10 protein-coding genes are annotated in these 14,856 nt (G+C 62.0%); 3 read left to right on the top strand and 7 right to left on the bottom strand.

What is annotated here, in order from left to right; genetic code table 11:
* The first annotated feature begins 88 nt into the window (after positions 1-88).
* A complete protein-coding gene (locus VGY55_10350) occupies positions 89-1,342 on the top strand; it encodes a hypothetical protein (protein ID HEV2970380.1) in 1,254 nt (417 codons plus the stop codon).
* A 10-nt stretch (positions 1,343-1,352) separates the two neighbouring features.
* Here the strand turns inward: VGY55_10350 and VGY55_10345 are convergent, their stop codons facing one another.
* The 4 genes from VGY55_10345 to VGY55_10330 all read right to left on the bottom strand — a co-directional run bounded on the left by VGY55_10345 (position 1,353) and on the right by VGY55_10330 (position 7,681).
* Positions 1,353-3,023, bottom strand: coding sequence for a glycosyltransferase (locus VGY55_10345; protein ID HEV2970379.1), 1,671 nt, complete (start codon positions 3,021-3,023; stop codon positions 1,353-1,355).
* Positions 3,024-3,330: 307 nt separating this feature from the next.
* Positions 3,331-3,510, bottom strand: a complete 180-nt coding sequence (locus tag VGY55_10340; protein HEV2970378.1) for a hypothetical protein — start codon at positions 3,508-3,510, stop codon at positions 3,331-3,333.
* Between the two features lie 232 nt (positions 3,511-3,742).
* Entirely contained in the window at positions 3,743-5,299 is a 1,557-nt protein-coding gene (locus VGY55_10335; protein HEV2970377.1) for an efflux transporter outer membrane subunit, read from the bottom strand.
* A 462-nt stretch (positions 5,300-5,761) separates the two neighbouring features.
* Positions 5,762-7,681, bottom strand: a complete 1,920-nt coding sequence (locus VGY55_10330; GenBank protein HEV2970376.1) for an ABC-F family ATP-binding cassette domain-containing protein — start codon at positions 7,679-7,681, stop codon at positions 5,762-5,764.
* A 502-nt stretch (positions 7,682-8,183) separates the two neighbouring features.
* Between VGY55_10330 and VGY55_10325 the strand changes: the two genes are divergently transcribed.
* Together VGY55_10325 and VGY55_10320 are read left to right on the top strand one after the other, a co-directional pair.
* On the top strand, positions 8,184-10,979 hold the full coding sequence (locus tag VGY55_10325) for a DNA translocase FtsK (GenBank protein HEV2970375.1): 2,796 nt from the start codon (positions 8,184-8,186) through the stop codon (positions 10,977-10,979).
* Positions 10,980-11,014: 35 nt separating this feature from the next.
* Positions 11,015-12,010: a PEP-CTERM sorting domain-containing protein gene (locus VGY55_10320; GenBank protein HEV2970374.1), complete on the top strand. Its 996-nt coding sequence runs from the start codon at positions 11,015-11,017 to the stop codon at positions 12,008-12,010.
* Between the two features lie 29 nt (positions 12,011-12,039).
* Here VGY55_10320 and VGY55_10315 read toward each other — a convergent pair whose 3' ends face one another.
* The 3 genes from VGY55_10315 to VGY55_10305 form a co-directional block, all read right to left on the bottom strand.
* Entirely contained in the window at positions 12,040-13,377 is a 1,338-nt protein-coding gene (locus VGY55_10315) for a nucleotide pyrophosphatase/phosphodiesterase family protein (GenBank protein HEV2970373.1), read from the bottom strand.
* 12 nt (positions 13,378-13,389) lie between these two features.
* Positions 13,390-13,806: a ferritin-like domain-containing protein gene (locus tag VGY55_10310; protein HEV2970372.1), complete on the bottom strand. Its 417-nt coding sequence runs from the start codon at positions 13,804-13,806 to the stop codon at positions 13,390-13,392.
* Between the two features lie 100 nt (positions 13,807-13,906).
* Positions 13,907-14,854: a sugar phosphate isomerase/epimerase family protein gene (locus tag VGY55_10305; protein HEV2970371.1), complete on the bottom strand. Its 948-nt coding sequence runs from the start codon at positions 14,852-14,854 to the stop codon at positions 13,907-13,909.
* Between the last annotated feature and the right edge of the window lie 2 nt (positions 14,855-14,856).

The raw sequence follows: 14,856 nt of genomic DNA, 5'->3' as shown, positions 1-14,856 counted from the left end.
GTAGGGCAAATTGTCAGGCTACTTGCTGGCAGCCGCTAGTTGGATGAAAATCAAGGTTTGGAATCGCGTTGCACTAATAGGTTCGATCATGAACAAGATCATGCTGCTTTTCGCCTGCGGGACATTCGTGATGCAGTTGGCCCGCGGTGGTCCGGCGGTCGCGGACGATAATCCGACGCCGGCGGCGGGCGATCGATCAACTGACCGATCGACGACGGCAAGTCCCGATCCATCGGCGCTGAAGTCGGTGATGAAACGTCGCACGGCGGACGACACGGGTCAATCGGGCAACGAAAGTCCGCCCATGGTCTCCGTGCCGCGGGCGCCGATTGTCGACCCGGCGGTTCGCCAAGCGAGCGGTTTTACGACTAACCCTCCGGCTACCAATGCCGCCGCGACCGACGCCAGGACGGCCGCCGAAACCAATGCCAATGGACCGGCCCAAGCGGCTGCGGCCGCCGCGGCGGATCTCATCGCTCAGGGGCTGACGGCTCCCAAGGATTCCGCGCTTGCCGGCCGGCCGACGACACTGCTCGAATTGTTCGCTCGCGCCGGCAACGACCGCAACCGGCAGTCGTGGGTCGTCCGCGATTATTGGAAACTGTCGGCGGCTGAGGTGGATTACAACTGGGCCGCCGATGAATTGGCTCGCCTCGAGCTGATCGAGGCCGCAAAAGGCTTGGAGGCCTCCGAGCTATCCGCCGCTCGAGCGGCGGCCGAAGCGCGGATGCACGAAGCGCGTCTCGGCGTTGCGACTGCCCAGCAGGAGTTGGCCGATCTGTTTGGCATCGCCGGCAACACGCAACTTCCGTTGACCGCCGATCCACCCCTAGTCGGACCCTATCGCACGTACTTTGACACGTTGTTTGCTTCAAGGGTGCCCCCGCCGCGAACTCGGGCAATCGATCGCGGGCTGCCCATCAGGCTTGAAGCGATCCAAGCCCGAACCGCGGCTCTGCATGCCGCTTCGTCGGCCGTTCATTATGCGGAGGAATCTCGCGGCAAGGGTCAGGCCGACCTGCAAACGCTGCTCAACTGTCACGCCGATTTGGCTCGCCAGCGCCGCGCGCTGTTGGCCACGGTGCGCGACTACAATCTCGATATTGGCGAATATGCGCTCGCCGTGGCCGATCCGGCAATCGGCACCGACCGGCTCGTCGCGATGATGATCCTGGTCAAGGCCCCGACGACGTTGACGGCAACGGGCCGCAACGAGCCGACCTTGGCGCCCCCCAGCGATGATGCCCTCTTCAAGACGGCCGTTCCACCGCAGTCCGCAGACAATGCGGCAAGCCGCGGCGTCCGCCGCACGGGCGGCACGGGCGATCAGCGGGGAAAGTAAATCGGCTCGGTCACTTGCCGGACGTCGCATTGATGCCGACTGTGGAGAATCCGCCCGAGTGCGGCGGGAAGAGGCCGAGGGCCGGACTGGTTGGGACATCGCCTCGCAGTCGCCGCTCGGTATCCGCCGGCGCGAGCGGAGCAACGCGGGATGAGCCGCTCGTGGCACTTGATTGAACCGACAGCGATTCGACGTATTTCTGTGCTTCGAGATTGCCGGGCGCCGCGGCTTGCCATTGCCGCAGGATCGGCTCGGCCGCCGAGGGTTGATCGCAAGCGATTAGCGTGACGGCCAGCCAGCGCAGACAGACGAGATCGCGGCAGCCGGCGTCGTAGGCGGTTTGAAGAAACGTGCGAGCGGAATTCCATTCCTTCTTTCCAGCCAGACAAGCTCCGCGAACCGCCGTCCGCAGGACATCGAGCTGCCCGCTCTGGCCCGGGAGCAAGCCGACCTGCTCCAACGCCTCCTTCCGGCGATCGTGCTTGATGTGCAGATCGATCAAGCGGCGCCGCAGGCGTACGGCATCGCCGCCGGCGGACAACGCCTCTTCCAGCACGTGCCTGGCGTCATCGTCTTGGTTCAATAATTCGAGCGACAGGCTAAGGCAGCTCGCCGCCACTTCGTGCAGCGAGGTGAGATGCCAGGTCTCGAGATTGATTTGCCCATGCGTGACGGCCGATTGATAGGCCCGGTTGGCCAAATCAATCCGCCCGCGATTCTGCATGTAGCTGGCAATGGCGCAGAGCAACTGGGCGTCGAACGGAAAGATCTCCAGCGCTTCCAAGCAGGTCTTGATCTGGAGATCGTGGTCCTGTGGCTGCGAGAACCGCCGGGGACTGTCCCCTTTTGTGGAGTCTTCGGAACAAAAGGAGACTGTCCCCCTCTCCGCAGGCGGTTCTCGGAACGGCTCTAAGGTGGCGAGCATTCCGTAATAGGCCTCGAGCATTTCCGTCGAGCCGCGACCGGATAGGGCCAGCGCCTGCTGAAAGCAATCGATCGCCTGCCGCGATTCACCCAGGTTGGTCCAGGCCTCGCCCGACGCGATCAACGGGCTGGCCGCCGGACCGCGGTCGCGGATTTCCAGCTCCGCCAGCTTCAGGTCGCGGCGGGCCTTCCGCGATTTGATCGCCGGATCGTGATCGGCCGCTGTGCGGTGGATGCACCATGAAGTCGGCTCGATCGACATTCCGAGCGCGCCGAGTGCGCCCCGCAGGTTCTCGCGGACTCGGCCGCGAAACCGAATTTCCTTCTTGTTCGGCATCAAGCGAATGCGCGCGACCTGCTCTCCAGCCAGATTATCCTGGGCCGGCGGGAGCTGGACGAGGATCAGATAGGCCTGCGATGGATCGGCATCTTCATCGACAAATCGCCGAATCTCATCGGCGGTGGCGGCGTCGATCGTTTCGCCGGCATCGAGCCAGAGGACCCAATCTCCTTTCGCCCGATCGAGGCAAGCGTTGCGGGCAGCCGAAAAGTCGTCGATCCAAGGGATCGTCACGACGTGCGTCGCCCGGGCCAGCGCCACGTGCCGAGTCCGATCGATGGAGCCGGTGTCGGCCACGATGATTTCGTCGGCCATCTCGCGGACGCTATCGAGCGACGCGGCGATCAAATGCTCGGCGTCACGGGCAATCATCGCCACCGACAAACGCGGATTATTCGAATGCTTAGTTACCGACATGCCTTCTCCTTGGCAAACGGCGGGAAGATGAATCCAACCGCCTCAACCGCATCCTTGCGGCCTGGCCGCTTCTAAACGCGGCGGGAGAGTGTACCGCCGACTGCCCGCCGGCAAAAGGCCGATTTGACGGTGATTGAGTGCAGGCTGGAAATCCGCGGAGGATGGGGCCAGCGCGGCGACGTCTTGGCCCGGCCAGTGCCAGCGCGACGTTGTTTCGTCTCCAAGATACTCGCGGGCTGTAGCCAGCATCGATGCCGACGCTTGCAGCGTCGGCTCCGCGTCGGGCGCTTGGCAATTGCGAGCGATCTCAAATCAATGTGCCGATCCGCTGCCGCAGTGTTCGTGCTGGCAACCGCAGGCCGGTGGCGGGCCGCACGTGTAACACGGCGTTGGGCAGAGCGGCAGCATCACCGGCAGCGGTTTGCAGCAGTAGTCGTCCGGACCGCAGCACTTCACCGGCGCGATGCACGGCAGAGGCTTGGGACAATAGTCATTGCATCCGAAGCAGCAGACGGGGCAGAGAGGTGGGATAGGTTTCCGGCAATAATCGTCGGGACACATCATGCAGGGGGGATGCAGACAAATCCCCGGCCAGAGATGCCAGCCGCCAGGCTCGTCGGCCTGGGCAACTTGGCAAAACATCCCAACGCCGAAGGCGCCAATGAGCAAAAGTCTCGCGGCGAAAGGCGCACGAGCGGACGGCAGTCGCATAAAGATTCCTAGTTCTTGTTATTCTCGGGCGTCTTCTGCGGCAGCGGTGGCGGCGTCACGTCGGTCGGGGCAGGCACCTCTTCCGACTCCTTGGGCGGCTGCCAGGGCGCGGGGGCGACTCCCGGCGGCGGAAGGTTTTCATTGCATCCCGTCAAGCGAATCTGCCATCCGCCTCCCAATGCTCGATAAACTTGGATTAAGCCGGTGACGATCTCGCCTTGCGCTTGAGCCAGCGTGTTTTCCTGCACGACGAGAGTTTGTTGGACCTGCGTGACGGTAGTGAAATTCGCGCTTCCGGACTTATACTTAAACGTCGCGATATCGACGGCTTTTCTGGCGGCATCCACTGCCTCCTGCTGAAGCTGAGTGCGCACTTGACCGCGCAAGAAGGTCACCAATCCGTTTTCCACGTCCTGATTAGCGGCAAGCACGGTGTTTTGATAGGTTGCCAGGAGTTCCTGGAACTTGGCGTCCTGGAAGCGAACGCCGTTCAGAATCCGGCCGTAGTTGAGTACATTCCATTGAAACGACGGTCCGACCGAGCCAGTGATCGCGTTGGGCTCAAAAAGATGGCTGAGATTCGACGCGGACCATCCATAGCTGCCATTGATCGAAATCGCGGGGTAGAAGGCCGATTCGGCGACGCCGATCAGTGCACACTGGGCGGCCAGTTGCCGCTCGGCGGCTCGCACGTCCGGCCGGCGGCGGAGCAGATCGGCCGGGATGCCGACGACTACCTCCGCGGGCGCCGTCGGAATCGGACCGGGGCCGAGCCGGGCTCGCAAATCCTCCGGCGGAATTCCGAGCAGGATGCAGAGTTGGGTAATCGATTGACGCAAGCTGATTTCTAGCTCAGGAATTGCGGCTTCGGTGGCCAATAGCGTGCTCCGAGCCTGGTCGATATCCAATTCGCTATGACCGGGCCCGACGACCTGGACTTCGACGATGCGCAATGTCTCGCGTTGAATCCTTACATTTTCCTCCGCGTACTTGATCTGCTGCTCGGTCGTGCGCATCTGCACGTAATCGGTGGCGATGTCGCCCAGGAGTGTGAGCAAAGCTGCGTCGTAGAGTTCGACCGAGGCGTCGAGACTTGCCGAATCGGATTCGATGGCCCGCCGGAAGCGCCCCCAGAAATCGAGTTCCCAGGCCATATTGAAGCCGAAGTTGACATTGTTGCTGAATCGACTACCCCCGCCTCCTCCTCCGCCATTTTCCCGGCTGGCTTCGCTATGGCGATAAGCGCCAGCGGCGTCTTGCGTTTGAGGGAAGAGATTGCCCGTATCGATACCGAGTTGCGCCCGGGCTTCGAGGATCCGGAATCCGGCGGCCCGCAACGTCAGGTTCTGGCGGTAGGCCGTGCAGATCAGCGCGTCGAGCGCCGGATCGTGGAACACGCTCCACCAACGGGTTTGCTCTTGTTCATCGTGCCGCACGTGCACGTCGTTGGCGTCGATCCAGTCGCGGGCGACCGGAGCCGCGGGCCGGCCATAGTTTGGCCCGACTTTGAATCCGTTGTGAACGTACTCGCCCCACGGCGTGCAGCCGCAGATCAAGCCGATCAAAACAATCGCGACACCGACTAACAGCCTATCCGAGAACCGCCGGGGACTGTCCCCCTTTGTGGAGCGGGCACCATCGCCAGATGGTCGGGAACCAAAGGGGACTGTCCCCCTCTCCGCAGCCAGTTCTCGGATAGGCTCTAAACGCCGTGGCGCCCTGGCCAGCATTTGGGTTGTATTCGAAAACTGCATCGTGCGATTCCATTCGTCGTGCCGCGCGGCCCCGCCGCCACAAATCCATTACGAGCGGGATTACCAGACCTATCGACATTTCGCGTACAACCGAATCCATGCGCACTCGTCGTCGCTGCACAGATTGCCCAGGCCGTTAGGTCTTGACGAACTCGCGCGCTAAGTTGGTGCACAACGAGACTCAGAGTCGGGTCTGAACGGTCTTATCAATAAAGCCGGCAAAGTCCGCCCAGATTCGGGCAAGACTGCGGATCGGCCGAAAAGCAGAGGCGCTCAATTCAACTCCACGGCCTCTTCCCAATGTTCGTAAAGCGTCCGCAGCGTCTCCTTTGCCGTCAGGATGTCGGCCTTCACCTCCCGCACTCGGCCGCCGTCGCGGTGGGTCTGCGGATCGGCCAGCGCGACGTTCAATTCATCCAAACGAGTTTCTTGATCGAGAATCTCGCGCTCCAAATCCGCCACCTTTCGATAAGGAAATCTGCGTTTCCGTTTGGCGGGTTTGACATCGGTCGAGTCCTTGGTCGCTGAAGCCGCTCCGACAGTCGCCGGATTTTTCTCCATCTGGTCCTCCACCGTCGCCTCGCCGGCGGCCAAGCCACGCGAGACAAGGTGCAGGTACGCATCGTAGTTCCCGTTGACGATCCGAAATCGGCCCGGCTCGACGATCAGCAGGTGATCGACGACGCGATTCAGAAAGTAGCGATCGTGGCTGACCAGGAGCACGGTTCCGTCGAATTCAGAGAGCGAGCGCTCGAGCGAATCGCGGGCCCAGAGATCGAGATGGTTCGTGGGCTCGTCGAGCACGAGAAAGTTGGCATCGAGCGTCGCCAGCCGCGCCAGCGCCGCCCGATTCCGCTCGCCGCCGCTGAGGCTCTTCACCGGCTGAAAAACCATGTCGGCGGTCAAGCCGAAGCGGGCGAGATGCTCGCGGCGCTGCGGCTCAGTGAACTGTTTGTGCGGCGGACGGATCGCATCGACCACTTGCGCGTCGTCGTCCAATTCGCCGAGCAATTGGTCGAAATAGCCGATCCGCACGCCCGTCCCTAGATGGACCGATCCTTCGTCGAGCGGCTCGCTGGCGATCAGGCAACGCAGCAGCGTGGTCTTGCCCGAGCCATTAGGTCCCAGGATGCCCCACCGTTGGCCGCGCTCGATCTGAAACGATAGCTCGCGAAACAGCGGCCGGTCAAACGCCTTCGCCAAGTGCTCGGCCCGCAAGACGATCTCGCCGCTGGGCTTCACCTCGGGAAATCCCATCCTGGGCGCGGTAATCTCGCGCGGCTCGGCGATGCGCTCGATGCGGGCCAGCTTCTTTTCGCGGTCCTTCGCCTGAGCACTCTTCTGGCCGTAGAAGTTCCGCCGGATGAAATCCTCCGTCTTGGCGATCTCAATCTGTTGCTTGTCGTAGGTCCGCCGCTGCACCTCCCGTCGCTCGGCCTTCTGTCGCCAATAGGCCGAGAAATTGCCGGGGAACGACTGGACCTCGCCGCGATAAAGTTCGAGCGTGCGATTGGTCACGCGATCAAGAAAATAGCGATCGTGGCTGACGATGATCATCGCCTGCTCGCTTTCGCTCAGAAACGCTTCGAGCCACTCGGTCGCCTCGATGTCAAGATGATTCGACGGCTCGTCCAAGAGCATGATGTCCGGCTCGGCCAGCAGGATGCGTGCCAGCATGAGCCGATTCTGCTGTCCGCCGCTCAAGGTCTCGACCGACTGTTGAAAACAGTCCGGACCGAATCCGAGACCTCCCAGCACCCGCTCGATTTTGTGATCGAAGTTATATGCCCCGTGCAGGTGCAATTGATGCTGCAAGCGATCGAACTGCTTGCCGAGCCGGTCGCGGTCGCGTGGTTCGGTCGCCTCGCTCAAGGCCCGAGCCGTTTCCTCCGCGTCGCGCCCCATGTTGACGAGGTGCTCGAGCCCGCCGCGGGCTTCGTCCCAAAGCGTGCGTCCCGGCGTGACGAGCGGCTGCTGTTCGAGATAGGCGAGCCGCGCCGAGGGATGCAGCTCGGCGACGCCCGAGTCGGCTTGCTCCTCGGCGGCGAGAATCTTGAGCAACGTCGTCTTCCCGGCCCCGTTCGGCCCGACCAGACCGATCCGCTCGCGCGGCCGAACCTCGAACGTCACGCCGTCGAGCACCGGATCGGGGCCAAAATGCTTGACGATGGATTCAACGCTCAACAGGATCATGGGGCAAACCCGGTATCGGAATTCTCGCCCTCATTATCCGCAATTCCGGCAAGTCCGGAACCCGATTTATGGCGTTGCCGCCGCCGGTGGGCGCCCGCCGCTTCTCGCGCCGCACCGGCGTGCTAGACTTCCCAGCGAGGATAGGTGCGCTTGCGCGCCGGATTGTTCGGGTGCTGCACGGCCGGTCGAAACCGGCCTGCCGGTTATGTGCCATAGAGCAATCATCCGCGTCCTGTCTCTCAGGCAAACAGCAAGGCTGAACGCCGCGGAATTGACCCCCGAGCGTTTTGTCGGCCGACCTGTACTTTGGACAACACGGACCGATTTCGGGCACGGACGCGCCCAGAGTTGACCGGGCCACCAACGGTCGGTCGAAAAACAACTTCTCCTCAAACCCCTCGCCCTTTGGGAGAGGTCGGGTGAGGGCGACAAAGCAGCGAAGTTGTTTTTCGGCCGAATCCGTGGAGGCGCCGGCGATTTCGATCGCCACACGAACGCGCGCATGCTCGAAAAACGCAGTCACAAGCTGGATGTCGTTGCGCTGTCGCTCTTGGCGCTGTGCGTCTTTCTGACGCTCGCGCTGTTCACCTACAACCCGGCCGATCCGCCCAGCACGCTCGTATATCCGCTGCATGCAAAGATTTCCAACGCCTGCGGGCGTTCGGGGGCGATCGTTGCCGAGTTCCTGTTGCAAGCGATCGGCCTGGGGGCGTATTTCCTCATCGTTTCGCTGGCCGTGCTCGATGCCGTGTTGCTGGCCCGGCGAAAGATCACCGAGCCGATGCTGCGGTTGGCCGGATGGGGAGTGGCGCTCGTGGGTGTAACGACGCTTTTGGCGATGTCGTTCGGCGGGGCGTCGCCGGGACCGGTGATCGGGCCGGGAGGCTACCTCGGGGCAGCCGGCTCGGCCGTGTTGGAAATGAACTTCGCCCACACCGGCGCACTGATCCTCACGATCAGCCTGATCATGGTCGGCCTGTTGCTCTCGACTGACTACTTACTGATTCGGGTGAGTCTTTGGTCGATCTGGCTGCCGTTGGCTGGCGTGTTGCACGTCGGCCGCCAGGTTCGCCGGATCGATCCTCGCGGCCAGAAGCCGAAACCAAAGATCAAGGCGCGGGCCCACGATATCGACGAGTTGGAAGAGTCGGACGGTGAAGATGGGGAGCCAGCCGTTCGAATCCGCGGCAAACGGTTGACCGACGACGATGCAGCCCAGACCGGCGGCGAAGACGAGGAAGAATCTGACGAATCCGCCGCGGAAGAAGATGCCCCCGAAGTTCAAGCCGGCGACAAGAGCGAGGACTCATCGCAAGCCGAGTCGGCGGCGACGCCGAACCGTCCCGGATTCGCGGCGCGGGTGGCTTCGGCGCTGCGAATTCGCAATCTCCCCGGCCAGCACGAGCGGGAAGAGGTGATGCAGGAACTCGAGGCGGCCAGCCGCACCGACGAGCCAATCCAATACGAGTTGCCGCCGATCGACTTGCTCTTGGAAAGCGAAACGGTGTCGCTCGAAGCGCATGAGCAAGAGGTCCGCCAGAAGGCCAAGATGCTCGAAAAGTCGTTCGCCAGCTTCGGCTTCAAAGTGAAAGTCGTCGAGATCGAGACCGGCCCGGTCATCGCGCAATACGAAGTGGAACTCGAAGCGGGTCTGCGGCTCTCAAAGATCGCCGGGCTGGCTGACGATCTGGCGATCGCGCTGCGCGTGCCGAGCGTGCGGATCGTTGCTCCGATTCCAGGCAAGAACACGGTCGGCATCGAGGTGCCCAACAACGAGCGGCAGCTTGTCCGGCTCCGCGAAGTGATCGAGGAAGCATCGGGCAAGGCCAAGAAGATGCGAATCCCGATCTATCTTGGCAAAGATGTCTCCGGCAATCCGCTCGTGGTTGATCTCACGACGCTGCCGCACCTTTTGATCGCGGGGCGGACCGGCACCGGCAAGAGTGTCTGCCTGAATTCGATGATCGTGTCGATCCTGATGTCGCGCGGGCCGGACGACGTGCGGATGCTGATGATCGACCCGAAAATGGTCGAACTGAGCCCCTACAAGCGTCTGCCGCACTTGATGCACCCGGTCGTCACCGACATGCGCAAGGCCGAGGCGATTCTGGCCTGGGCGGTCGAGAAGATGGAGGAGCGCTATGCCCTCTTGGCGCGGGCAGGCGTGCGGCATATCAGTGTTTACAACCAACTCGGCGAAGAAGAGTTGATGGATCGCCTTCAGCCGGAGAACGACGAAGAGCGGTCGCAGATTCCGCTCCATCTGCCGTACATCGTGATCGTCGCCGACGAAATGGCCGACCTGATGATGACCTCCGCGAAGGAAGTCGAACAGCACATCATCCGGCTCGCCCAAAAGAGCCGGGCGGTCGGCATCCATCTCGTGTTGGCGACGCAGAAACCTACGGTCGACGTGATCACCGGCCTGATCAAGTCGAACCTGCCGGCGCGGATCGCGTTTCAAGTGGCCAGCCGCACCGACAGCCGCGTGGTGCTCGACGAAATGGGGGCCGACAAGCTGCTGGGCAATGGCGACATGCTCTTCCTCTGGCCCGGCACGAGCACGCTCTTGCGCGGCCAGGGAACCTACTTGAGCGACGATGAGATCAACAAAGTGGTCGATTTCGTGGGGACGAGCGAGCCGCAGTTCGTCAAGGAACTCGTGCAGCTCAAGGCGACGGACCCCTCCGTGGGCAAGGGCGCCGACCTACGGAGCCGAGATGAATTCTACGAGGCGGCTGTTGATATTGTGATCCGTGAAGGGCGCGGCAGCGTCTCGCTCTTGCAGCGCGCGCTCGGGATCGGCTACGGACGAGCGGCCCGGTTGATCGACTATATGGCCGAGGACGGGATCGTCGGCGCCTACAACGGCTCGCAAGCCCGCGAGGTGTTGATCACGCTCGACCAATGGGCCGCGATGCTTGGCCAAGAGCCGGAGCCGACCGCGGCAGCGCCCAAGCGAAACCGTATCTTGCCCGATCTGAACCACGCCGCCGCGCCGTTTGACGACGAAGGGCCCGACGCCGAAGCCGACCTGGAAGATTTCCCACCCCCGCGCCGCCGCGCCGCAATTCAGATCGCGCACCAAGATGACGAGGATGACATCGATGAAGAGAATGAAATTGGCGACGAATCGGACGAAGCCGAGCCCGATGGCGATGCGGATGAGGAAATGGACGGCGACGATTCCGAAGCCTATGACACCGTCGAGGATGAGTGCGACGACGAGGAAGTATCTACTGAAGTTTCTGCCCCCCGTCCCCACAAAAGGCTTGCAATCACCGACTCTGATGGTTAATCTGATGCTAGCAGTAGGGCAAAGGATACCGTCTAGTGAACTGCAAACAGGCGCTCGCCGCCAAACACATCGTCGTTTTGCTTTCAGCATCGCTTGCGCCGATGGCCTTCGTCTTGGCAGCCGCCAGACCGTCGCGGGCCGAGCCGATCGCTCCGCTGAATTCGCCACAGGCGTTGAACGACCCGCAGGCCGTGAAGGGTACTTTTGCCGTGGGCGTTTCGGGATCGAACGTCGTCGGCGGCTACTATAGTGCCACGGCGGCCAACCACGGCTTCTTCTACAATGGCTCGTCGTTCACGCCGTTGGATTTCCCCGGCAGCACGACGACGACGATCTCGGGCATCTCCGGCAACAGTATCGTCGGTCTCTATACCGATTCGGCAAGTCAAACGCACGGTTTCCTCTACAACGGCTCGAGCTGGACTTCGCTCGACGACCCGTCCGGCAACTACACGGTCGCCACCGGCATAAGCGGCAACGATATCGTCGGCTATTTCGTCGGCGGTTCGGCGATTCATGGCTTTCACTACGACGGCGCGAGTTGGACGACGCTCGACGATCCGACGCCGGGCACGCAATTGACGGTCGCCTACGGAATCAGCGGCAGCGACATCGTGGGCTATTTCCTGGAGGGTAGCCACGTGCATGGATTCTCGTACGACGGCTCGTCGTACAGCACGCTCGATTTCCCAGACAGCATCTCGACGGCCGCGTACGGCATCTCGGACGACAACATCGTCGGCGATTATCAAGATTCGTCCGGCATCTATCATGGTTTCCTCTATGACGGCGCCAATTGGTTCACGCTCGACGTGCCGTTTCCTGGAACGGCCGCCACGCAGGCCTACGGCATTTCGGGCGATATGGTCGTCGGCGAGTATCTTGACTCGTCGCTAGTGAATCATGGCTTCGTGGCCCAGTTGAATTCGGTCCCCGAACCGTCGAGCGTCGCGCTGCTGATCGGCGGCGCGGCATGGGGTCTCGCCGCGTGGCTTGCGCGCGGACGGTTTGGCGCACGTGCCGGAAGGTGAGGCACCTCTTACGAACTGATAAGCCAAGCTCAAATCCCGAACTGCCGCAAGACCAGATCGAAGACGTCGGTATCGGCCATCGGCGGCCCCTCCAGCACTCCTGGCTGCGAGGTGAGCATCATGCCGTGCTGCCATTTCTCGCGGGCCGGCGCACCGTGCGACCCTTTGATGCGCATCGCGTCGAGCGGGATGCTCTTGGTCGCGAAATCAAAATGAAGTTCGACTGGGTCATAGCCCGGCTTGCGATGAATGTCGACCGATCGTGCGAACCGCGGCGCTCGGCCATTGTCGAGCCACCAATAATAGGCTTGCCAACTATTGGGCGTTGACACCAGCACCACCTCGCCGGCTCGCTCGTGATTCAATTCATATCGGGCCAGATCGTCGCCGGAAAGCGCTTCGTCGATCCCCTCTCGGCCGGTGAACAACTCCTTCACGTGAGCGATCTCCGCAGCTCCGCCGTTCACATAGACGTGCGAGAACTGATGATCCACCATGGCCCAGGCGAGGCTGTTGGAGAGTTCAAGCTGCTCGCAGCCATCTTCTTCGCGCACCATGAGCAGTCCCGCCTCGCGAAGCACTCGATTCGGATAGACAACGTGATCGACGGACCCGATCGCATACTCGCTGGCGATCAGCCACAGTGGTTCGTCTTTCCGCGTCGACAGCCCGCCGTATGCTTCGCCGAAGCCGGCAAACAACCGGCCGAGAACGTCGTCGAGGTCGATCAGGGCCTGCTGCGCCTCGGGGCTATCGGGTCCGGTCTTCTGGGCGGCGTAGTCCAAATGCGGCAAGTAGATGTAGAAAAAATTCGGCCGCTGGCGCCGGGCCAGGTGAACTGCTGAGTCAACGATCCAAGCGGTCGATTTGATATTCGACAACGGTCCCCAAAAATGTTGGAGCGGAAAATGGCCCAGCGCGTCGCGCAGCTCGCCATACAACTCCGTTGGCCGCGTGTAGCACCACAGCGATTCCGAGCCGTCGGGATTGTGGATCGGGGCCGGCGTGCAAATCCAATCCGCTCCCGCCCCCTTCGACAAGAGCGGAAACCAGACGGCACAGCGCAGCTCCGCATCGTGCTGCCGCAGGACGTCCCAAATCTGCGGCCCTTGAATCACATCGTTCCAGGCGGTCCACATCTCGACCTGCCGCTTATCCCGCCAATAGAAACCATCGGCCACGACGCCATGCTGGGCCGGCGGCTTGCCAGTGGTCATGTTGACCTGCACGGGACAGGTCACGCAGGGAAAGCTCGGCACGAGCGACGCCCGATCGCCGGCCGCGACCAAGCCGCGCAGATTCGGCAGCCGGGCGAGATCCTTGTCTCGCAGCCCAGGAACGCTCAGCAAGACAACATGATCGGACATTCGCACCTAGCTCTAGCGGGCGAGGCGCTCGAGTTCTTCCGCGTGGTCCGTTTCCTCGGCGAGGATATCTTCCAAGCGGATGACGAGCCCTTTTTCGCCGAGTTCCTCCGCCATCGCGATGTGGCGAGTGTAGTTCTCGATGATTGTTCGTTCGGCCGCCACGTCGTCTTGGAGCATTTCCTTGGCCGACTTGTGCTTCTTGGGCATCTGCGGATGGATGTGCGGCTCGCCGCCTAGGGCCACGATTTTATCGGCTAGATACGTGGCATGCCCGATTTCGCCGGTGATGTCCTCTTTGAGCGATTCGCGCAGCTCGTGCCCCAATAGTCCCGTGGCGGTCGCCGAATGGTAGATCATCCGCAGCACGGCCTCGAGTTCCAGATTCAAATCTTCATTCAGCCCGTCGATCAACGCCTGCTTGTCGGCCATGATGGTTGCTCCGATGGCGGTTCGAGTGCAAATGGCCGCTACTCTTCGCGGCAAGCAAGAATCGTAACACCGCACGCGACCGTTGGCCAGTCACGTCTTTTCACCGTTTCTCCGGCCTCGCCAGTTGCGGCTGCTTGGCCGCCACGAGCGGATGCAGATAATCATATGCCTGCCGGGCCGCCTCCGGTCCCACATGACTATGCCGGCTCAATTCCACTTGCAGCAGTCCGCGGTAATCGATTGCCCGCAGGGCGGCGATCACCGGTGGAAAGTCGATCTCCCCCTCGCCGAACATCAGGTGCTCGTGGATCCCGGTTCGCATGTCCTCGATATGCACGTTCACGATCCGCCGACCACAAATGCGAATCTGGCCGGCGATCGGCACTTCACCCTGGCAATGCAAATGGCCGATGTCGAGCGTGAGCCGCAGCGGCGATCCGGCAAATTTCGCCGCCAGCTCCTCGTAGCGGTCCATGCGGTCGATGAACATCCCCGGCTCGGGCTCGAAGCCGAGGATCACCTGCTTCAGGTCCGCATAGTCGCAGACTTGCTGCAAACCTTCGATCAAGCGGGAGAACGCCGCCTTAGAGCCCATCTGAGAATCGCCTGCGGAAAGGGGGACAGTCCCCTTTTGTTCCGAAGACTCCACAAAAGGGGACAGTCCCCGGCGGTTCATGGAAGCATTCAGCTTGCCGGACCACAGCGAAACGCAATCGCTCCCCAATGCCTGCGCGATGTCGATGGCATGGCGGTAGAACTCGATCCGCCGCGCGCGGCCCGCTCGCTCGGCCGTCATCAATGTCGGCTCATGCTTATTCATCGGATCGAGGAGAAATCGCGCCCCGGTTTCGACAACCGACCGCATCTCATATTGCTCGAGCAGCTTGCGCACCTGCGCGATCGATTTCTCAAACCCGTCGACGTACGGATTGAGCAGATCCCGATCGATCGTCAGCCCCACGCCGCGATACCCAATCTCGGCCAATAACTTGATCGCTTCGGCTGGGTCGTGAAGTGCGAGGCCGTTGGTGTTATAGGCGAGAAGCACGG

It is taken from the genome of Pirellulales bacterium, assembly GCA_035939775.1.
Taxonomy (GTDB): domain Bacteria; phylum Planctomycetota; class Planctomycetia; order Pirellulales; family DATAWG01; genus DASZFO01.
This window is presented reverse-complemented; position numbering and strand designations above follow the sequence as displayed.